Genomic DNA, 18,124 nt, shown 5'->3' with positions numbered 1-18,124 from the left:
CTCTTGTTGGGATCCCGAGCGAGGGCCGGATGGCCAGGTTGTTGAAGGTATCGAAATCTGGCTACCACGCCTGGCGGCATAAACATCTCTCGCACGCTCAGGGAATTAACGAAAAGGTGCGATACCAGTAGTTTCTCGATGACAGGATCCTCAAGTAGTGGAATGCCTCCGATCAGACGTATGGTGCTCCGCGGACCACAATGGATCTGCATGGCGACGTGCTCTCTCGCACCTTCCGCCAAAGCGCATAGGACGGGGACCCGTTCGTGACTTCGCACACGACTGAATTGGGAACCCAGCGTCAGCGAAAGAACGCCGAAGGGCTGGGGTTCAACCCCGATAGCGAGCTCGGCGAGTTAACCAGGGCCGAGCTGTTAAGCGCCCGCCGCGTCGGCGACATCGGGCTGGTCCACTCTTGGGAGTTAGCCACCGCCGTTGATGAGCCGGGGACGCGGCTGACGGTATTTGTGTCCGGCTGCCCGCTGCGCTGCCAGTACTGTCACAATCCCGACACCATGTAGATGAAAGACGGCACGCTGGAGACGGCAGATTCGGTCGCTTCGAAGGTCAAGCGCTATCGCAAGGCCTTCGATGCGACAGGCGGTGGGCTAACCATTTCGGGCGGCGAGCCCCTGTTCCAGATCGCGTTCACGCGAAACATCCTCTCCCCGGTCCACGCCGCCGGAATCCACACCACCGCCGACACCTTTGGTTTTTGGGGAGCGCGCCTAAGCGACGAGGCTCTCGATGACGTCGACCTCGTCCTCTTGGACGTGAAATCCGGCATGCCGGACACCTACGCCACGGTCACCGCAGGACGCGACCTGCACACCATCGACTTCGGCGTCCGGCTCAACCGGCTAGGCACGCGCGTGTGGGTGCGGTTCGTCCTGGTCCCAGGCCTCACTGATGCCCCCGAGAACGTCGCGGCAGTCGCCGACATCGTGTCGCGCTGGACCACCAGCGTGGAGCGCGTCGAGGTCCTGCCCTTCCACAACATGGCAGTAGTGGGACAGGCTCGGCATACGCTACCAGCTGCAAGTCACCGAGCCGCCGACTCCACAGGCCGTCGAAGCCGCCCGCGAGGTGTTCCGCCAGCACGGACTAGAAGTCTACTAGCCTTCTGGCTGGGCAGCGCCGACGAGCTAGTCCAGGTCCGTTGCCGTCACCAAACGCCGCGCCGCCTCGGTGATCGACCCAGACAGCGAGGGGTAGACCGCCATGGACTCGGCAAGCTGGGACACGGTGAGGTTGTTCGTCACCGCGATGGTCAGCGACAAGATCAGTTCGGAGGCGGTGGGCGCGACGATGACGCCGCCGAGGACCTGGCCGGAGCCCTTGCGCGCGAAGATCTTGACAAAGCCGTGTTGCAGCGAACGCATCTTCGCCCGCGGGTTGGTCGCCAGGTCGAGCTTGAACACGTCGGCGTCGACCTCCCCGCGCACGATCTGCTGCTCGGTCACCCCCACCGCCGCGATTTCGGGGCGGGTAAACACGGCGTTGCCCACCGTCTTCAAACGCAGCGGCTCCACCCCCTCGCCGAGGGCGTGGTGCATGGCAATGCGGCCCTGCATCGCCGCGACCGAGGCCAGGGGCATGAGGTCCGAGCAGTCGCCGGCGGCGTAGATGCCCGCGACGTTGGTGCGCGAGACGCGATCGACGTGGATGTGGCCCGACGGGGTCGTCGCCACGCCACTGGGCTCTAGGTTGAGGTCCTTCGTATTCGGGATGGAGCCGATCGACATGATGCAGTGGGACCCCGCGATCTCGCGACCGTCCTTCGTGGTCACCACCACGCCGTCGCCGGTGTTGACCACGCTGCCGGCGTAGGCCTCCTTGACCAGCTCCACGCCACGGTCGGAGAGCACTTTCTCCAACACGTCGGCGGCGTCGGCGTCATCGTGCGGCAGGATGCGGCTGCCGGAGGAGACCATCGTGACCTTGACGCCAAGCTCCGCGAACGCGGAGACGAACTCGGCGCCGGTCACGCCGGAGCCCACCACGATGAGGTGCTCTGGCTGCTCGATGAGGTCGTAGACCTGGCGCCAGTTGAGGATGCGCCGCCCGTCGGGCTCGGCGCCCTTGAGCACGCGTGGCGACGCCCCCGTGCACACCAGCACCACGTCAGCGTCGACCCGCTCGAAGCTGCCGTCCGGGTAGGTCACCTTCACGCTGTGGGTGGTGTGCCCCGGCTGCTCCGAGGACAGCGAGCCCTTGCCGCGGATCACCTTGACCCCGGCGCGCTCGAGCTGCTGGCGCACGTCGCGGGCCTGCTCGGAGGCGAGCGCGACGACGCGGTTGTTGAGCGCGGTAAACAGCAGGCTCGCGCCGCCGAGGCCATGGTTGAGCCCCATGTCGTCGGCGCGCCGCAGGTCTGTTTTGATGTTGGCGGCCGCGATAAAGCCCTTCGACGGCACGACGTCGAGGTTGATCGCGGAGCCGCCGACCGCCCGATCCTCAATCAGGGTGATGTCTGCCCCGTACTTCGAGCCGGCGAGCGCTGCCTCGTAGCCCGCGGGGCCACCGCCGATGATGACGATCTTTTTGGACACCTAGATTTTCCTCCGTATCTCAGCCGACAACGGGGGCTAGTCTACAGTTCGCATTATTCGGAGGCGACGGCGGCAAAATACTGCTCGACAACCGCGCCGAAGAGCCGCACCCCGACGGGGATCGCGCGCTCGTCCACGTTGAGGTCGCCCTGGTGCAAGTCCTGCTTGTTGCCCGCGCCGCTCCACGCGCCGAGGCGCACCATCGCGCCGGGCACGTGCTCGAGGTACCAGGAGAAGTCCTCCCCGCCGGAGGATTGCGGCGCGGAGATCACCGCGTGCGGGTCGACGCTGCGGCCCGCCTGGGCGATCAGGGCGGTGGCGACGTCGTCGTTAAGCACGGGCGGGACCCCGCGGGTGTAGTGCAGCGTGTGGCCGCACCCGGTGGGCGCGAGGATCTGGTCGATGAGCTCGGTGATCAGCCCCTCGATGCCGCGCCACACCGTAATGTCGGAGGTGCGGATCGTGCCCGCGAGGCGCCCGATCTTCGGGATCGCGTTGGCCGCACCGCCGGCTTCGATGGCACCGAAGACCATGACGGTGCCCGTGCGCGGGTCGACGCGGCGCGAGAGCAGCGCGGGCAGCTGCGTGGCCACCGCCCCGAGGGCGTAGATGACATCTGCGGTCTTCTGCGGGCGCGAGGTGTGCCCGCCAGGGCCGGTGACCTCGAGGTTTAACACATCGGCGGCCGAGGTGATCGCGCCCGTGCGCACCCCGATCTGGCCGACGCGGATGGAGGGCTCAACGTGCAGCGCGTAGATCGCGGCGACGTCTTGGAGCCCTCCCCAGCGGATGACGTCGAGGGCTCCGCCGCCCATGACTTCCTCGGCGGGCTGGAAGATGATGCGGATGCCGTAGTCGAGCTCGATCGTCGAGAGCGCGCAGGCCAGGGCGAGGCAGATGGTGGCGTGGACGTCGTGGCCGCAGGCATGGGAGACCCCGGGGGTGGCGGAGGCGAAAGGCAGCCCCGTGATCTCGGTGACGCGCAGCGCGTCGATATCGGCCCGGAACGCGAGGCGCTGCCCGCCCGCCGGGCCGATATCGACGTAGAGGCCGGTGGCCGGGAAGCGCACGGGGCGAAGTCCGTGTTGCTCGAGGACGCCGGCGATAAACGCTGTCGTGGCGGTCTCCTCGTTGGACAGCTCGGGGTGGGTATGGATGTGGCGGCGCCACCCGAGGATCGTGGCCTCGTTGGCCTTGACCCACTGGCCCACCTTGGCGGCGATCCCCACTGCTTCGGCCACTATCCCTTGGTCCTCCATCTCACCTCGACGTCCTCTGCGGACCCGAGTCTATCAACTAGACCAAGCGGTTCATCATCCGGTGTGGGTTGCGCCCGGCTGGAACTGCGGCGGGCACGTCGCCGGGCCGCCGCTGAGGTAGGCCTCCGCGAACCGCGCCGTGTCCTCCGGCCCCGCCGGCCACACCGCGCGGACCTCGGTGACCGTCGCGGCGTCCTCGGAGCAGCGCGACCCCACGACCTCGTCGGAAGCCGGCAGGAGCGCAAGCGGCGGCACATGCAGCGCGTGCGCGATGCGGTAGAGAGTCGACAGCGTCGGGTCGGCCGAGCGCTCGCTGTTGTACTGGTTGCGCTCGAGGTTGGAGATGAGGCTGCGCGATACGCCCGAAAGCTCGGCGAGCCTGCGTTGGCTCAGCCCCCTCATCTCGCGCAGCGCCCGCAGGCGCGCCGAGAGCACAAACCCGTAGCTGGCCCAGTGCGATTGCGGCAAGATATCCGCCATTGCTCATTTCCCCCGTTGTCGATCCCCCCGATGACGTTTGTCATCCTACTACACGTTGATGTTGCGCGGCCCGTAGAGCCGGTCGCCGGCGTCGCCGAGGCCCGGGACGATGTAGGCGTCGCTATTGAGCTCTGGGTCTATGGTCGCGGTGACCAGCCTCACCTGCGGGCTATGGGCGGCAAGCTTATCGACGCCCCCTTGCGCCGAGACCACACAAATGCACGTAATGTCGTCCGCCCCGCGCTCCGCAAGAAGATCGAGGGCGTGGATGAGCGATCCCCCGGTTGCCAGCATCGGGTCGACGACGAAGACGGGCTGGCCCGCCAGGTCGTCCGGCAGCGCCTCGAGGTAGGGCACCGGCTCGTGGGTGACTTCGTTGCGGGCCAGCCCGATGAAGCCGACCTGGGCGTCGGGGATCATTGACAGCGCCGGGTCGATCATGCCGAGCCCGGCGCGGATGATGGGCACGATGATCGGAGGGGTCGCCAGCCGCGCGCCGCGGGCCAGACCGACCGGGGTTTCGCAGTCGAAGTTCTCCACGGAAAGCCCCCGGGACGCCTCGTAGATAAGCATGGTGGCCAGATCCGACAGCGCCGCGCGGAACATCGAATTCGCGGTGCGCTTATCGCGCATGATGGTCAGCCGCGAGGCGGCCAGCGGGTGGTCGACGACGGTGATATCCATACCCGCCATGGTAGTGAGAGTTTTCGCGCCGCCACGGAACCCCCGCGGGGGTTTCGCAGTCTAATAGGGCATGGAGACATTTATCGTCCACGAACCCACCATCCACGCCCTGAGCGGCGCCGTGCGGGCCGATGTCGCCGCGGCGGCCCCGCTGCACCACCGCCCGCTGCCGCAGGAGGGCCCGCTGGCTGCGCTCAGCGGCGCGCTCGACCGCGCCGTCGATGCCACCAACGAGCGCACCCGCCTGCTCGGCGCCGAGCTTGGCCGCGTCGCGGACGCCACCGAGCTCGCGGCGCGGGCGGCGCGCAGCGTTGACCACTCCCTCTCCGCCCGGCTGCGGGAGGTCGTGCCGTGACCTCCCCTCACGCGGTGCTCGACACCATTGCCCGCAACATCCCGCCCCAGCCCGGCCTCGAGCCCTCAGCCGAGCTGCCGGACTTTCGCGCCGTGGGTGAGCTCGCCGGAATCGTCGGCGCCAACCCGCGGCGCCTCGCGGACGCGATCGCGCTGATCCGCGCGGACCGAGGCACGATCGCCGCGGTGGTGCGCCGCGCCGCCGAGGCCGTCGCGGCGGCAGGCGCGGACCTTCTCGCCATCGCCCAGCGCTACCTGCACAAAGCCCTTGGCGCGCTCACCGGCTTGGCCCAGCCCATCGGGGTCTTCAGCGTCCCGGGCGCCCTCGCCGGGCTCGCGGTCGAGGCCCTCACCGAGGTCAAGGTGCGCCTCGAGCGCCTCGAGGCCGATCTCGCGCCGCTCGCGCAGCGCCTCTCCCGCGTCGCCGGCAACGACGCGGCGGATGCGGCCCTGCGCCCCGCCGCCTCCGCGCACGCCGCAACCGATTCCCTGCGGGCGCTCGAAGCCGGCGCCCCGGCGACACCGGTCGCCTTCGAGGCTGCCTCCGCTCAGGAGCAGGTCCCCGCCCCCGGCCCCGCCGATCCCCCGCCCGGGGAGGGCAGCGCGGCCGGCCAGGCGGCGGTCGCGGCCGCCAAGAGCCAGCTGGGCGCCCCCTACCAGTGGGGCGGAACAGGTCCGGGCGGGTTCGACTGTTCCGGTTTGACCCAGTGGGCGTACGCGCAGGCCGGCGTGGAGCTTCCGCGGATGGCGCACCAGCAGGCCATCGGCACCCAGGTCACCTTCGAGCAGCTCCAGCCCGGCGACCTGGCCGTGTGGGACGGCCACGTGGCCATGTACGCCGGGGACGGGATGTACATCGAAGCGGGCGACCCGGTGCAGCTCAACCCCGTGCGCACGAGCAACATTGGGATGCCGTTTCGAGGTTTCTGGCGCCCGACCGGCTAGCGGCTAGTACAGTTTTCCACCATGAGCACTCGCGCGATATACCCCGTCAAGCTCTCTTTGAGCGGCGGCGACTTCTACACTCTCTGGGCACCGACCTGGACGGAAAACGGCACGCAATGGCAGGCGTTTTTGGGCGATGACTCCTCGGTGATGGTTTTCGCTTCCCCCGCAGCGATGCTGGCCTACCTCGATTCGGGGCGCTCGCACGACCTTTCTTCTCACCCGTCCTGGGCGCGCTTTAGCGCCCTGGGCGATGTCCGCGTTGTGCCGGAGGAGAAGAACTGCTTCGACATCGTCGGCGCCCCGGCGTATTTGGCGGGGAGGCCGAGCCACGAGAATGTCTCCCGCCTCTCCCGCGTCTTTGCGGTCTCTCGCTCCCTCGCCGCGGTGGCCGCGGCCGACGAGGCACAGATTTTCTTCGCCTCGCACTCGATCCTGGGCAACGCCGATCGCGGCTCGGACCACTTCGCCGGCGAGAACGGCATGAGCGAGTGGACGGGCATTGGGCGTGTGGTGCTGGCGAATTGGGAGTCGGTCGTGCACTCGCTCGACGGCGCCGTCCGCCTCGTCGACCCCGCGGACAGCGACGGCGGCGAGGCCGCTGTCGACTCCGCCGCGCAGCGCATCAGCGCGGCGCAGGCCGCCCGGGAGGAGGAGCGAGCGCGTGCTGCCGCCGAGCAGGAGAAGGCGGCCGCGGCCGCCGACCCGTACGATTCCTCCATCTGGGGCCTCGCGGGCATCGACCCGATAAAGATCTCCGCCCAGGGCAAAAGCGCCTACACGCTGCGCACCTACCTCGGCTCCGCCCCGGTCTTTTTGGGCAAGTACGGCGAGATTTTCACCTTCCCATCACCCAAGCACCTGGTGCGCTGGATTGTGGAGAACGATGACCACGATCTCGCCGGAGTCTCGACGTGGCCCGATGTGTTAAACGCCGCCCACGCGGGCGAGCTCGAGGTGACCGTTCACCCGGATAATTCCTATTCGCTAACCGGCATCTCCGCCGATATTGACAAGGGCCCCGACGCGGTGGATACCGCCCAGATGAGCAAGGCCTACGAGATCATGGCGGATGCGGCCGATTGGGCGAAGGACGATTCGCTCAACTCCCTGTTGCTGGCCAACCCGCGGATGCAGGATTACCTCTCCTACATGCTTGGCTCCACGAACAGCTCCGGCTACGTGCCCACCGCCCCGTTTACGGATAAGGCACAGACGTGGAAGGAGATGGAAGAGCAGCTGGTGGGGCGGTTCTCTAAGTTCTAGCGCGCCTACGGCGCCACGGTGCCAAACGCGTAGCCGACGCCGTAGGTCACCGCCAGCCCCAGCGCGCCGCCGATGAGCAGGCGCAGCACCGCGCGCCGCGGGTTGGAGCCGCCGATCCTGGCCGAGACCCAGCCGGCGAGCGCGAGCGCGAAGAGGGTAACCGCACAAGTCACCGGGACGCGCCAGCCGGCTGGGGGCAGGATGACGGCGAGGAGGGGCAGCAGCGCGCCGAGAGTAAAGGCCAGAAAGGAGGCAACCGCGGCCGTCCACGGATTGACGAGGTCTTCTTCGTCGATGCCGTAGTGCACTTCGAGGTGAGCCTTGAGCGCGTCGGCCTCCGTGCGCTCCTTCGCCACCTGCAGCGCCGTGTCGTGGCTGAGCCCCGTGCGCTCGTAGGCCGCGACAAGGTGCGCGAATTCGCCGTCGGGGTCTTGGGCGTGCAACGCCGTTTCGGATTCGATGTAGGCGCGTTCGCTGTCGCGTTGCGACGACACCGAGACGTATTCCCCGAGCGCCATCGACACCGCCCCGCCGATGACGGCGGCGATGCCCGCGGTGGCGATCTCGCGGATGCTGGAGGTCGCGCCAGCCACACCGACGACAACCGCTGCTGTGGAGACGATCCCGTCGTTAGCGCCGAGCACACCGGCGCGCAGCTTGTTGAGCCGCTCGTTCATGCCCGATGAGGCGGGTGATTGCCGTTCACTCATGCGCTCATCATGCACCCTGTCCGTTTCCTGTGCAACGCAGGAAAGCCTTAGTTTACCCAGGTCAGGGTGCCCTTTCCTCGGCAATGCCGGGGCGGTGCGGCGGCGCAGCGCCCGCGCAGTCGGCCTGTCACACCGGGCGGTTGCGCCCGGGCGGTCGTAGACTACGCCTACCATGACCCCTTACCGCCACCTCTCCGCCTGCCTCGCCTGCGGGCTGCTTGCCGCGGGCGCTGCCCATGCAGCGGCCCAGGAACCGACTCCTCACGAGGGCCAAGACCTCGCCCCCGCCACGCGTGAGGCCGCGCCCAACACGGATTCGTGCCCGAACGCGACCCGCCCTCCGGAGGCGCGGACGACCTCGGAGGCGGCCGCCCCGGATCGGATTCCCCCCGCTCTTCCGGTGAGCTATACCGGGCCGTGCGGGGTGAGCGCGCCAATAGGCTTTCGTGTCGACGACTCCGTGCTCGCCTCCGCCTGGCTGGTCGCCGATTTGGATTCCGGCGACGTCCTCGCCATGAAGGACCCGCACGGACGCTACCGGCCGGCCTCGGTGATTAAGGTGCTCCTCGCCCTCGTCGTCATCGACGAATTGCCCCTGGATAAGAAAATCACCGTCGGCGAGGATTCCGCCGCAATGGAAGGCTCGGCGGCGGGCATCGGCGCGGGCGGTACCTACACGGTCAACGACTTGCTGCACGGCCTGCTCATGGCCTCCGGCAACGACGCTGCTCACGCGCTCGCCCAGGAGCTCGGCGGCGACGAGGTAGCGCTGGGTAAGGTCAACGCCTTAGCCCGCGAGCTGGGGATGGAAGATACCCGGGCGACGACGTACACGGGGCTGGATAGTGCGGGGATGTCGAGCTCGGCGTGGGACCTCGCGCTGGCCTACCGGGAGGCGTTTGCCAACCCGACGTTTGCCAATATCGTGGACACGCAGTCCTATCCCTTCCCCGGGTTCGGCGACGCGGAGGGCTTTGAGCTGTGGAACGACAACAAGCTCTACCTCAACGACCCGGACGGCATCGGCGGCAAGACGGGCTACACCGACGACGCGAACCACACCTTCGTCGGAGCGGTCAACCACGAGGGGCGCCGGCTCGTCGCGGTGGTCTTGGACACGACGGTGGATAAGGCTCGGGCGTGGGAGCAGGCGCAGGCGTTGCTGCACGAGTCCTACCACCTCGACCCCGGGGTCGAGGTGGCCTCTCTGCGGCGCGAGGCCCCCGCTCCTGCGGCGAGCGAGACGCCCGCGGCACCGGATGAGGAGCCAGCCGTCCTCGCCGCGGGCCCGGATCGGGAGGCGTTCCCGTGGCTGGAGGCGGCGATCTTCGCCGGGGTGCTCGCGTGCGCTGCGGTGGCGGTGTGGCTCAGTCGCGCGTCAGCAAGGAAAGCACGCCGGCGCCGATAACGCCGAGGGCTGCGCCGACGCCGATGGCCGCGGCCGAGGAGGAGGTATTCTGCTGGGCCGCGGCGGCCCCGCGGACGTTGATCACGGCCGGCTCGGGGATCTCGGTCTTCGCGGCCGCCAGGGATTCCTCGGTCGTCGCGGTCCAGGCGCTGACGTAGAGCACGACGCGCCAGATGAGGTAGAGCACGACCATCAGCGCGATGATCGGGCCAAAGATGGCGCCGGCGGGGTTGTTCGTCGCGCCGCTGATGATGACGGTGGCAAACTGCTTGATCAGCTCGAAGGCGACCGCGCCGAGAAGCGCGCCCTTCAGGCCCGAGCGCAGCGGGACCTTGGTGCGCGGCAGGAAGATCACCAGCCAGGCCATGACGAGGAAGTTGGCCGCGATACCGACGACGAGGCCCACGAGCCAGACGATCACGCGCGCGCCGGGGATGTGGTCGAGGCCGACGAGGGCAAGGAGGTTAGTGGCTAGCCCGGAAGAGGCGACCGCGGTGACCGCGAAGGCGACCAGCAGCAGCAGGATCAGCCCGATGAGACCCAGGAGGTCGCCGGCCTTCTTCACCAGGAAGTTCCCCCCCTCGTTGGCGTCGAGCTTCCACATGGCGGAGATGCCCACGCGCAGGTTGTTCATCCAGCCCAGGCCGGACCACAGTGCGGTGAGCAGGCCGATGCCGGCGACGGCGCCGCGCTGCTCGATGGCGGTGTTGACGAGCTCGGAGACGCTCTCACCGAGGTCGCCGCCGAGGGAGGCCTCGATCTCGCCTTGGATGGTGCTCATCAGGTCCGGGCGAGAGGCGAGGAAGAAGCCGAGGCCGGCGAAGATGAGCATGGTCAGCGGGAAGATCGCCAGCACCGAGAAGTAGGTAATGCCGGCGGAGAGCTGGTTGCCTCCCTCGGCGGCGAAGCGCTCGTTCATCCGCAGCAGGTGGGCGATAACGGGAGAGCGCTGGGCGACCTTGTCCGCCGGGCCTTCCTCTTGCTGTGCGCTGATCCTCTCGATGCCCTGGTCGTCCGTATACGCCTTGCGCGGCGCGGTAGAGGTTGCCATCCGGGTTCCTTTTCTCGTCGGTGGGGGGTTGCCAGTGCGTATTCAGCCTAGAGGAAGTCAGCCGCGGCGCGCCGGGGCGAGGAAGCCGACGCGCTCGTAGACGCGTTCGAGCAGGGGCTCGGAGACTTCGCGGGCGCGGTCGGCGCCGCGGGCGAGGATGCGCTCGAGTTCGGCGCGGTCGGCCATCAAGTCGTCGTAACGCGAGCGCAGCGGGGTGGTAAACGCCTCGAGGGCTTCTGCGGTATCGACCTTCAGCGCGCCGTAGCCCTTGCCGTCGTAGCCGGCGACGAGGGCGTCGATGGGGGTGCCTGTCAGCGCCGACTGGATGGCCAGCAGGTTCGACACCCCGGGCTTGCTTTCCCTGTCGAAGGCGATGACGCCGTCGGCGTCGGTCACGGCGGACTTGATGCGCTTAGCAGAGGTCTTCGGCTCGTCGAGGAGGTTGATAATGCCCTTCGGGTTGGCCCCGGACTTCGACATCTTCGCCGTCGGCTCCTGCAGGTCGTAGATCTTCGCGGAGCCTGCGGGGATGAAGCCCTCGGGCACGACGAAGGTCTCGCCGTACTTCGCGTTGAAGCGCTCGGCGAGGTTGCGGGTGAGTTCGAGGTGCTGGCGCTGGTCCTCTCCCACGGGGACGAGGTGCGGGGAGTAGAGCAAAATATCCGCGGCCATGAGCATGGGGTAGGTAAACAGGCCCACGGTGGTGCGATCCTGGCCCTGCTTGGCCGATTTATCCTTAAACTGCGTCATGCGCGAGGCCTCGCCGAAGCCGGTGAGGCATTGCAAGACCCAGGTCAGCTCGGCGTGAGCGGGGACGTGGGACTGGACGAAGAGCGTGGATTTCTCCGGGTCGATGCCCAGTGCGATGAGCTGCGCGCAGCCCTTGAGGGTGCGGTCGCGCAGCTCATCGGGGTCCTGCTCGACGGTGATGGCGTGGAGGTCGGGGATGAAGTAGAAGGCGTCGTAGTCTTCCTGCAGGTCGATCCACTGCTTGAGGGCCCCGAGGTAGTTCCCCAGGTGGTAGGAGTCTGCGGTCGGCTGGATGCCGGAGAGTACGCGCTTGTTATCGGTCATGATTCGACATTCTAACCGCCTGCCTTGACACGCCCCCATCTCGGGTCTTATGGTTACCCACATGAGTGGTAAACCCATATACATGGCGATTGCCGACGAGCTGCGCGACCTCATCGCCTCAGGCCAGCTCGCCCCGGGCGATCGGGCGCCATCGACGAACGAGCTGTCCCACTTCCATTCCGTCAACCCCACGACCTCAGCAAAGGCGCTCACAGAATTGCTCAACCAAGGCTTGTTGGAGAAGCGGCGAGGCCTGGGGATGTTTGTGTTGCCCACGGCGCGCGAACACGTCCTTGCCACCCGCCGCAAGGCATTTAGAGACGCATTCCTCGACCCTCTCCTGCACGAAGCCAAGCAGCTCGGCATCACCACGGAAGAACTCATCAACATGATCCAGAAGGAGCAGAACCGATGACCTCTCCCCACTCCCCCGGCATCTACGGGCTCATCGGCCCCAGCGCGGCCGGCAAGACCCACTACCTGCGCTCCCTCTTCGGCCCCGGAGCGGCCTTCGTGCCCGCCGCGGCGGACGCCCTATTCGCCGGACGCACAGCGGGGGACCATCTCGCCTGGGCTGGGGAGGCAAAGCCGCTTGCCCCCGTGGAACTGAGCTTTGCCGAGCGCACCCACATCGCCGCACTCTCCGTCGGCCAGCGCCGCGAACTCACCTTCCTCGTCGCGCTCGCCGCGGGTGAGCCGCTTTTGCTTCTCGACGAACCCTTCGACGGCCTCGATGTCTCCACCCGCACCCGGTTGCGCGAGCACCTCATCGACTACATCGCCGCCGACCCCGAGCGCACGGTGGTGATGTCCTCGCACCGCGCCGAAGACCTCGCCGGCCTCGCCGAGCGCGTCATCCGGGTCTTCGACCGAACGGTCGAAGGGCCCGTCTCCCTCGACGCGGTGCGCGCGAAGTTCCCGATCCTCACCGGCCCCCGCGAAGCCGTCGAGGCCTTCACCGCGCACCGCACGGTGGTCTCCACCTCGCACCTCGGCCCCACGCTGCGCGCCCAGCTCGCGGAGCCGCTCAACGTCGACCCCGGCGGTGCCGGCGCCGGCGTCGAAGTTGCCTATCCCCACGACGCACAGCTCATCGACCTGCTCGCCTCCCGAAAGGACATCCTATCGTGACACTCTTCCTCGGACCCCGTACCTCCCCCTCCCCCGTCGCGGCAGTCCTTGCCGCGTCAATCATCTCGGCGGGCGGGCGCTTCCTCGCTTTGAGCGGTACGACGTGGACCGTGCTCGCGGCCGTCGCGCTCGGCGCCTTCACCGCATGGCGCGCCTCACAGTGGCCGGCCTTGAACCAGCTCGGCGCGAGCTTCCGGCGCTGGCTGCGCGGCGGCCTAGGCTTCGTGGCCGTCTCCGCCCTCGTCCTCACCGCCGCGACGGTGGCGGCGGGGCAGGTGAACATGGCGCGCAATCCGTGGTATTCGATGTTCGACATCTTTATCATCACCGACGGATCTGCGCCCTACCTGGACACCTATAGCGCGCCCTACATGGTGGATGACGCGGGCCAAACCGCCGGCACGATTGTCCTTGGGGTGCTGCTTACCTTCGCCCTCTTCTGCGTCGCCGGGCTCGCGGGCATCGCGATCGGTCTGGCGAGCAAGGACCGAACCGCGGCGATCATCCTCGTTACCTCAGCCGCGCTGGCCGGACTCTGCGCAGGCATCGCCCTCGCCTCGCTCGGCGAGACCGTCGAGATCGCGGGCGAGGTCTTGCACGAAACCAGCCCGAACGCGGGCGCCGTGGCCGCAGCGATCGTGCTCGCCATCCTCGCCCCGGGGGCGGCGTGGGTCATCGCGCGGGCCCAGCGCTACTGCCCCTGACCCTGACCGCGCTGGCCCCGGTGACCGCGCCGCGGGTGCCTGCGCGGGGCGGATTCGACAACGGTGCGCACGTTGCGGTAGACGCGCCGGGCGCCGGGGATCTGCCGCGCGCGCTCCCGCATGAGAGCGGTGAGCTGGTAGCGGGGATCGAAGTGGGTGAGTTTTTCCTCGTCGTATTCGTAGTTCGGCAGCGACCAGTGGAACTTCAGGGACAAAAGGCGCATGCCGAAGACGAAGACGACGGTGGCGATAACGACTATCCACTCCGGCACCCCGGCCTTTTCCAGGAGCATGTAGACGACCGTGCCCATGATCGCGATGGAGGCGTAGAGCTCCTCGCGGAAGACGAGGGGGATGCGGTCGGAGAGAATATCGCGCAGGACGCCGCCGAAGACGCCGGTGACCACAGCGGCCACCGCGGCGATAACGAAGCCGTGGCCGTTCGACAGCGCAGTTTGGATGCCGAGGACAACGAAGGCGGACAGGCCCACCGCATCGGCGACGAGGAAGAACTTTCGCAGCTGGTACATCAGCCACTTCAGCCACATCGTCATGACGGAAGCCAGCACGCAGACCACGAGGAAGCGAGGTTCTTCCACCCAGGTCAGCGGGTAGGAGCCGAGCATGATGTCGCGCACAGTGCCGCCGCCGAGCGCGGTGAGGACGCCGAGGGTGATCACCCCGAAGAGGTCCATGCGCATGCGGCAGGCGGTGACGGCCGCGGTCATCGATTCCGCGACGATGCCGATGACATAGAGCGTGGTTAGCAGCTCCGGGGTGCCAAACCCGACGAGGGTTAAACCTTCCATACCAATTACTGGTAGCACACCATCAGCGGCGAGTGGTCCGACCAGCGCTGCTCGACGCTCGGGGCCTTCTCCACCCAGGTGCTCTGCGCGCGCTCGAGCATGGCCTTGGTCGCCGCCTGGACGTCGATACGCCAGCCCGCGTCGTTATTGAACGCCTGGCCGCGGAACGTCCACCAGGTATAGGGCGCGTCTTCCGGCTGGAGCCTGCGCGCGACGTCGTACCACGCAGGGCTCGCGTTTGCGTGACGACGCCCCTTTGATGCGTACTCCACGGCACCCGCCCAACCGTGGGCCGACTTTGCCTCAATATCTTGGGCCTCCTCGTCGGGGAAGGTGCCGAAGACGGAATCCATGAAGGCCCGCTCGTGGGGCAAAAACCCCGACTTTTTCTGGTTGGTCTTCCAATTCTTCAGGTCCTCGCGGCGGTGGCAGATGTTCCAGTCCCCGCCGATGACCATGCTCGGGTATTCCTCGGCCCACTGTGCAAGCAGCGGCTCGAAGGCATCGAGGAAGCGGTACTTCTCGTCCTGCTTAGCCGTGCCGGCCGACCCAGAGGGGAGGTAGAGGGAGGCCACTCGGACGTCGCCAAGCGTGCCCGCGATAAAACGCCCCGCGTCGTCGAACCCCGCGATGCCCACCTCGACGTCTTGCAGCGGAGCGCGGCTTAGAATGCCCACACCCGCGCGCCCCTTCGCCCCCGGCGCCGTCGCCGGGGCCACCTCGAGGTGCCAACCCGCCTCGAGCGCGGGCGCCAACGCGGCCGTCGCCTGGTCGGCCTCCGCCCGGACTTCCTGCATTAACACGACGTCGGCGCTGGTGTGCTCGAGCCAGTCGAGCATGCCCAGGTTCTCGTCGTTGCGGACCTTCGTGGCCGCGCGGATGCCGTTGACGTTGACGCTGGCGATGGTAAGGCTCATGGGAGAAACATTAACAATCGCCGGGACACAAGCCCAGATGTCACCCGGCAGAGCGCTCGGTCGTTCCCAGACAGTGGCGGAGGGCGATTGTTGCTATCCTGAGTGCTTGGATTATTGGAATTACTTCGAGGAGCGAACATAGTGGCTACGATCATCTGGACACGCACCGACGAAGCCCCCTTGATGGCGACGTACTCCCTGTTGCCCATCGTCCGGGCCTTCGCCTCCAACGCCGGGGTCGACGTCGAATCCCGCGACATCTCGGTGGCGGGACGCATCCTGTCGCTCTTCCCGGACCGCGTGAAAGACGAGGCCTACGCCCACGACGCCCTCGCGGAGCTGGGCAAGCTCGCCGAACAGCGCGAAGCCAACATCGTCAAGCTGCCCAACATCTCCGCCTCGCTCGTGCAGCTCAAAAAGGCGATCGCGGAGCTGCAGGCCAAGGGCTTTGACATCCCGAGCTACCCGGATAACCCGGCCAACGAGCGGGAGCGTGAGATCCGGGAGCGCTACGACTCCGTGAAGGGCTCTGCGGTCAACCCGGTGCTGCGCCAGGGCAACTCGGACCGCCGCGCGCCCGGCGCGGTGAAGAACTTTGCGCGCAAGCACCCGCACTCCATGGGCCAGTGGTCGCCCGATTCCAAGACCAACGTGGTCACGATGGAGTCGGGAGATTTCCGGCACAACGAAAAGTCCGTCATTATGCCGGCTGATGACACCCTGCGCATCGAGCTCGTGCGTGCCGATGGCTCCTCCGTCGTGCTCAAGGAAGAGCTCTCCGTGCTCAAGGGCGAGGTCATTGATGCGACCTTCATGTCGGCCGAGGAGCTCGATTCCTTCCTCGAGGCCGCGGTGGCGCGCGCCAAGGAGGAGGGCGTGTTGTTCTCCGCCCACCTCAAGGCGACGATGATGAAGGTCTCCGACCCCATCATCTTTGGCCACGTCGTACGCGCGTACTTCAAGGACGTCTACGAGGCCCACGGTGATGAACTGCTCGCCGCGGGCCTCGATGGCGAGAACGGCCTCGGCGCGATCCTCGATGGGCTTGATAACCTCGACAACGGCGCGGAGATCCGCGCCGCGTTCGAGCGTGGCCTTGCCGAGGGCCCCGCGCTGGCCATGGTGAACTCCCACAAGGGCATTACCAACCTGCACGTTCCCTCCGACGTCATCGTTGACGCCTCCATGCCCGCGATGATCCGCACCTCTGGCCACATGTGGAACGCGAACGACGAGGAGCAAGACACCCTGGCGATCATCCCGGATTCGTCCTACGCGGGGATCTATCAGGCCGTGATTGATGATTGCCGCGCGCACGGCGCGTTCGACCCGACGACGATGGGCACCGTGCCCAACGTCGGGCTCATGGCGCAAAAGGCCGAGGAGTACGGCTCGCACGACAAGACCTTCAAAGTGCCGGCCGACGGCACGGTGCGGGTAGTCAACTCCGCTGGTGAGGCGATCCTCGAGCACACCGTGAAGGCGGGCGATATCTGGCGCGCCTGCCAAACCAAGGACGCACCCATCCGTGACTGGGTCAAGCTGGCTGTGAGCCGGGCCCGCAAGTCGGGGATGAAGACAATCTTCTGGCTCGATGAGACCCGCGCTCACGACCGCAACCTTATCAAGCTGGTCACGACGTACTTTGCCGACCACGACACAGACGGGTTGGACATCTCGATCGCCTCTCCGGTGGAGGCGACGAAGATCTCGATTGAGCGCCTGCGCGCGGGCGAGGACACCATCTCGGTTACTGGCAACGTGCTGCGCGACTACAACACCGACCTCTTCCCCATCCTCGAGCTGGGCACTTCGGCAAAGATGCTCTCCATCGTGCCGCTGATGGCCGGCGGCGGGCTGTTCGAGACGGGCGCGGGCGGCTCCGCCCCGAAGCACGTCCAGCAGCTCGAGGCGGAAAACCACCTGCGGTGGGATTCGCTCGGCGAGTTCCTCGCGCTCGCGGAGTCTCTCCGCCTAGAGGGCGATCACGGCAACGCAAAGGCGAACGTTCTTGCCGACGCCTTGGATCACGCCACCGAGACAGTCCTCGTCGAGGGCCGCTCTCCCTCGCGTGCGGTTGGCGAGATTGACAACCGCGGCTCCCACTTCTACCTCGCAGTGCACTGGGCCGAGGAACTGGCGAAGCAGACTGAGGATGCGGAGATCTCCGCAACTTTTGCCCCCGTGGCGAAAGCGCTGCGCGAGGCCGAGGAGACGATCGCCGCCGAGCTCCTCGCGCCCCAGGGCACTCCGGGCGACCTCGGCGGCTACTACCTTCCCGATGACGCGAAGGCCGCCGCCGTGATGCGCCCTTCGGCGACCTTCAACAAGATTATCGACGACCTATCCCAGGCCTAGCCCGTCGAGCTGCTAGTGCTGGGTCGAGCTTCAACTGCGCCCAGGTGCTCTCCTCGCTGGTGGGGAGGTGGTTCTAGGAGAAGGGGTAGCCGCGCGAGTAGCGGTCATCCCACTGGGAATTGAGCTAACACCCGTCCGCGTCGACGAACCGGCGATGATCGGTTCGTGTTCACCTCGCCCGAGGCGAGTTGCAATCCTTACTCGAGCGGGCGGGTACCGCCCTCAGGGGTCGTCGCCACGCAGTGCAGCGACCTCGTGCTGGCGGTTACAGTCGGGCGCCTCCCTGTGGTCGCGCCGCTCCGACCACAGCAGCGGGTCTTTCGAGTTGGTGAAAAGACAGACCTGGCCCGTGCAAGTAGTGGATCTGCGCCCTTTCTTCCAATGAAATCACCCATCCGATCTCTTGCCGGTGAGGTTCATGT

General features: G+C 67.3%; 17 protein-coding genes and 1 pseudogene. 9 read left to right on the top strand and 9 right to left on the bottom strand.

The annotated features are described in order from the left end of the window. Nucleotides 1-266 precede the first annotated feature (266 nt). A pseudogene (pflA, locus tag C3E79_RS02475) lies at nucleotides 267-1,119 on the top strand (pyruvate formate-lyase-activating protein). Nucleotides 1,120-1,145: 26 nt separating this feature from the next. Here pflA and C3E79_RS02470 read toward each other — a convergent pair. From C3E79_RS02470 to upp, 4 genes are all read right to left on the bottom strand, one after another. After that, nucleotides 1,146-2,552, bottom strand: a complete 1,407-nt coding sequence (locus tag C3E79_RS02470; RefSeq protein ID WP_108403484.1) for an NAD(P)H-quinone dehydrogenase — start codon at nucleotides 2,550-2,552, stop codon at nucleotides 1,146-1,148. A 53-nt stretch (nucleotides 2,553-2,605) separates the two neighbouring features. Next, nucleotides 2,606-3,781, bottom strand: coding sequence for an amidohydrolase (locus tag C3E79_RS02465; RefSeq protein ID WP_235840556.1), 1,176 nt, complete (start codon nucleotides 3,779-3,781; stop codon nucleotides 2,606-2,608). An 84-nt stretch (nucleotides 3,782-3,865) separates the two neighbouring features. Then, nucleotides 3,866-4,291, bottom strand: coding sequence for a helix-turn-helix domain-containing protein (locus C3E79_RS02460; RefSeq protein WP_108403482.1), 426 nt, complete (start codon nucleotides 4,289-4,291; stop codon nucleotides 3,866-3,868). Between the two features lie 48 nt (nucleotides 4,292-4,339). Continuing rightward, on the bottom strand, nucleotides 4,340-4,975 hold the full coding sequence (gene upp / locus C3E79_RS02455) for a uracil phosphoribosyltransferase (protein WP_179948307.1): 636 nt from the start codon (nucleotides 4,973-4,975) through the stop codon (nucleotides 4,340-4,342). A gap of 70 nt (nucleotides 4,976-5,045) precedes the next feature. Between upp and C3E79_RS02450 the strand changes: the two genes are divergently transcribed. Genes C3E79_RS02450 through C3E79_RS02440 form a run of 3 tightly spaced genes read left to right on the top strand, consistent with a single transcriptional unit; the run spans nucleotide 5,046 to nucleotide 7,540 of the window. Next, nucleotides 5,046-5,330 carry a hypothetical protein gene (locus C3E79_RS02450; RefSeq protein ID WP_108403480.1) on the top strand — a complete coding sequence of 95 codons (285 nt, stop codon included), beginning with the start codon at nucleotides 5,046-5,048 and terminating at the stop codon, nucleotides 5,328-5,330. Further along, nucleotides 5,327-6,274, top strand: a complete 948-nt coding sequence (locus C3E79_RS11675; protein ID WP_179948306.1) for a C40 family peptidase — start codon at nucleotides 5,327-5,329, stop codon at nucleotides 6,272-6,274. Before C3E79_RS02450 ends, C3E79_RS11675 begins: the two co-directional genes overlap by 4 nt. A 21-nt stretch (nucleotides 6,275-6,295) precedes the next feature. After that, complete coding sequence (locus tag C3E79_RS02440) at nucleotides 6,296-7,540, top strand: hypothetical protein (protein ID WP_108403479.1); 1,245 nt, start codon at nucleotides 6,296-6,298, stop codon at nucleotides 7,538-7,540. A 5-nt stretch (nucleotides 7,541-7,545) separates the two neighbouring features. Here the strand turns inward: C3E79_RS02440 and C3E79_RS02435 are convergent, their stop codons facing one another. Continuing rightward, nucleotides 7,546-8,250, bottom strand: a complete 705-nt coding sequence (locus C3E79_RS02435; RefSeq protein ID WP_108403478.1) for a VIT1/CCC1 transporter family protein — start codon at nucleotides 8,248-8,250, stop codon at nucleotides 7,546-7,548. A 172-nt stretch (nucleotides 8,251-8,422) separates the two neighbouring features. Here C3E79_RS02435 and C3E79_RS02430 point away from each other — a divergent pair, with 172 nt between their 5' ends. Next, the gene (locus C3E79_RS02430) at nucleotides 8,423-9,658 is read left to right on the top strand and encodes a D-alanyl-D-alanine carboxypeptidase family protein (protein ID WP_108403477.1); all 1,236 of its coding nucleotides are present in this window, start codon (nucleotides 8,423-8,425) and stop codon (nucleotides 9,656-9,658) included. Here the strand turns inward: C3E79_RS02430 and C3E79_RS02425 are convergent. Together C3E79_RS02425 and trpS are read right to left on the bottom strand one after the other, a co-directional pair. Continuing rightward, the gene (locus C3E79_RS02425) at nucleotides 9,618-10,709 is read right to left on the bottom strand and encodes a YhjD/YihY/BrkB family envelope integrity protein (RefSeq protein WP_108403476.1); all 1,092 of its coding nucleotides are present in this window, start codon (nucleotides 10,707-10,709) and stop codon (nucleotides 9,618-9,620) included. The two genes, C3E79_RS02430 and C3E79_RS02425, sit on opposite strands and share 41 nt — an antisense overlap. Before the next feature lie 57 nt (nucleotides 10,710-10,766). Beyond that, nucleotides 10,767-11,783 carry a tryptophan--tRNA ligase gene (trpS, locus tag C3E79_RS02420; RefSeq protein ID WP_108403475.1) on the bottom strand — a complete coding sequence of 339 codons (1,017 nt, stop codon included), beginning with the start codon at nucleotides 11,781-11,783 and terminating at the stop codon, nucleotides 10,767-10,769. Nucleotides 11,784-11,844: 61 nt separating this feature from the next. Here trpS and C3E79_RS02415 point away from each other — a divergent pair, with 61 nt between their 5' ends. Genes C3E79_RS02415 through C3E79_RS02405 form a run of 3 tightly spaced genes read left to right on the top strand, consistent with a single transcriptional unit; the run spans nucleotide 11,845 to nucleotide 13,618 of the window. After that, nucleotides 11,845-12,198, top strand: a complete 354-nt coding sequence (locus C3E79_RS02415; RefSeq protein WP_108403474.1) for a GntR family transcriptional regulator — start codon at nucleotides 11,845-11,847, stop codon at nucleotides 12,196-12,198. Further along, complete coding sequence (locus C3E79_RS02410) at nucleotides 12,195-12,914, top strand: ABC transporter ATP-binding protein (RefSeq protein WP_108403473.1); 720 nt, start codon at nucleotides 12,195-12,197, stop codon at nucleotides 12,912-12,914. Before C3E79_RS02415 ends, C3E79_RS02410 begins: the two co-directional genes overlap by 4 nt. After that, complete coding sequence (locus C3E79_RS02405) at nucleotides 12,911-13,618, top strand: hypothetical protein (RefSeq protein ID WP_108403472.1); 708 nt, start codon at nucleotides 12,911-12,913, stop codon at nucleotides 13,616-13,618. Before C3E79_RS02410 ends, C3E79_RS02405 begins: the two co-directional genes overlap by 4 nt. On the opposite strand, the gene C3E79_RS02400 is transcribed toward C3E79_RS02405, so the two are convergent. After that, complete coding sequence (locus tag C3E79_RS02400; protein WP_108403471.1) at nucleotides 13,606-14,427, bottom strand: trimeric intracellular cation channel family protein; 822 nt, start codon at nucleotides 14,425-14,427, stop codon at nucleotides 13,606-13,608. The two genes, C3E79_RS02405 and C3E79_RS02400, sit on opposite strands and share 13 nt — an antisense overlap. 5 nt (nucleotides 14,428-14,432) lie before the next feature. After that, complete coding sequence (locus C3E79_RS02395) at nucleotides 14,433-15,344, bottom strand: exodeoxyribonuclease III (RefSeq protein ID WP_108403470.1); 912 nt, start codon at nucleotides 15,342-15,344, stop codon at nucleotides 14,433-14,435. A 141-nt stretch (nucleotides 15,345-15,485) separates the two neighbouring features. Here C3E79_RS02395 and C3E79_RS02390 point away from each other — a divergent pair, with 141 nt between their 5' ends. Further along, nucleotides 15,486-17,702 (top strand): NADP-dependent isocitrate dehydrogenase, encoded by a 2,217-nt coding sequence (locus C3E79_RS02390; RefSeq protein WP_108403469.1) that lies wholly within the window; start codon nucleotides 15,486-15,488, stop codon nucleotides 17,700-17,702. Nucleotides 17,703-18,124: the final 422 nt, after the last annotated feature.

Origin of the sequence: Corynebacterium liangguodongii, assembly GCF_003070865.1 — a bacterium.
In the GTDB taxonomy this organism is placed as follows: domain Bacteria; phylum Actinomycetota; class Actinomycetes; order Mycobacteriales; family Mycobacteriaceae; genus Corynebacterium; species Corynebacterium liangguodongii.
Note: the sequence above shows the minus strand (reverse complement) of the source record. Positions and strands in the feature narration are given on the sequence as shown.

Excerpts from the sequence above, each read along its gene's own strand:
- C3E79_RS02430 (WP_108403477.1), top strand. The coding sequence starts at position 8,423 with ATGACCCCTTACCGCCACCTCTCCGCCTGCCTCGCCTGCGGGCTGCTT.
- C3E79_RS02460 (WP_108403482.1), bottom strand. The coding sequence starts at position 4,291 with ATGGCGGATATCTTGCCGCAATCGCACTGGGCCAGCTACGGGTTTGTG.
- C3E79_RS02395 (WP_108403470.1), bottom strand. The coding sequence starts at position 15,344 with ATGAGCCTTACCATCGCCAGCGTCAACGTCAACGGCATCCGCGCGGCC.
- C3E79_RS02400 (WP_108403471.1), bottom strand. The coding sequence starts at position 14,427 with ATGGAAGGTTTAACCCTCGTCGGGTTTGGCACCCCGGAGCTGCTAACC.
- C3E79_RS02435 (WP_108403478.1), bottom strand. The coding sequence starts at position 8,250 with ATGAGTGAACGGCAATCACCCGCCTCATCGGGCATGAACGAGCGGCTC.
- trpS (WP_108403475.1), bottom strand. The coding sequence starts at position 11,783 with ATGACCGATAACAAGCGCGTACTCTCCGGCATCCAGCCGACCGCAGAC.
- C3E79_RS02425 (WP_108403476.1), bottom strand. The coding sequence starts at position 10,709 with ATGGCAACCTCTACCGCGCCGCGCAAGGCGTATACGGACGACCAGGGC.
- C3E79_RS02415 (WP_108403474.1), top strand. The coding sequence starts at position 11,845 with ATGAGTGGTAAACCCATATACATGGCGATTGCCGACGAGCTGCGCGAC.
- upp (WP_179948307.1), bottom strand. The coding sequence starts at position 4,975 with ATGGATATCACCGTCGTCGACCACCCGCTGGCCGCCTCGCGGCTGACC.
- C3E79_RS02450 (WP_108403480.1), top strand. The coding sequence starts at position 5,046 with ATGGAGACATTTATCGTCCACGAACCCACCATCCACGCCCTGAGCGGC.
- C3E79_RS02410 (WP_108403473.1), top strand. The coding sequence starts at position 12,195 with ATGACCTCTCCCCACTCCCCCGGCATCTACGGGCTCATCGGCCCCAGC.
- C3E79_RS02440 (WP_108403479.1), top strand. The coding sequence starts at position 6,296 with ATGAGCACTCGCGCGATATACCCCGTCAAGCTCTCTTTGAGCGGCGGC.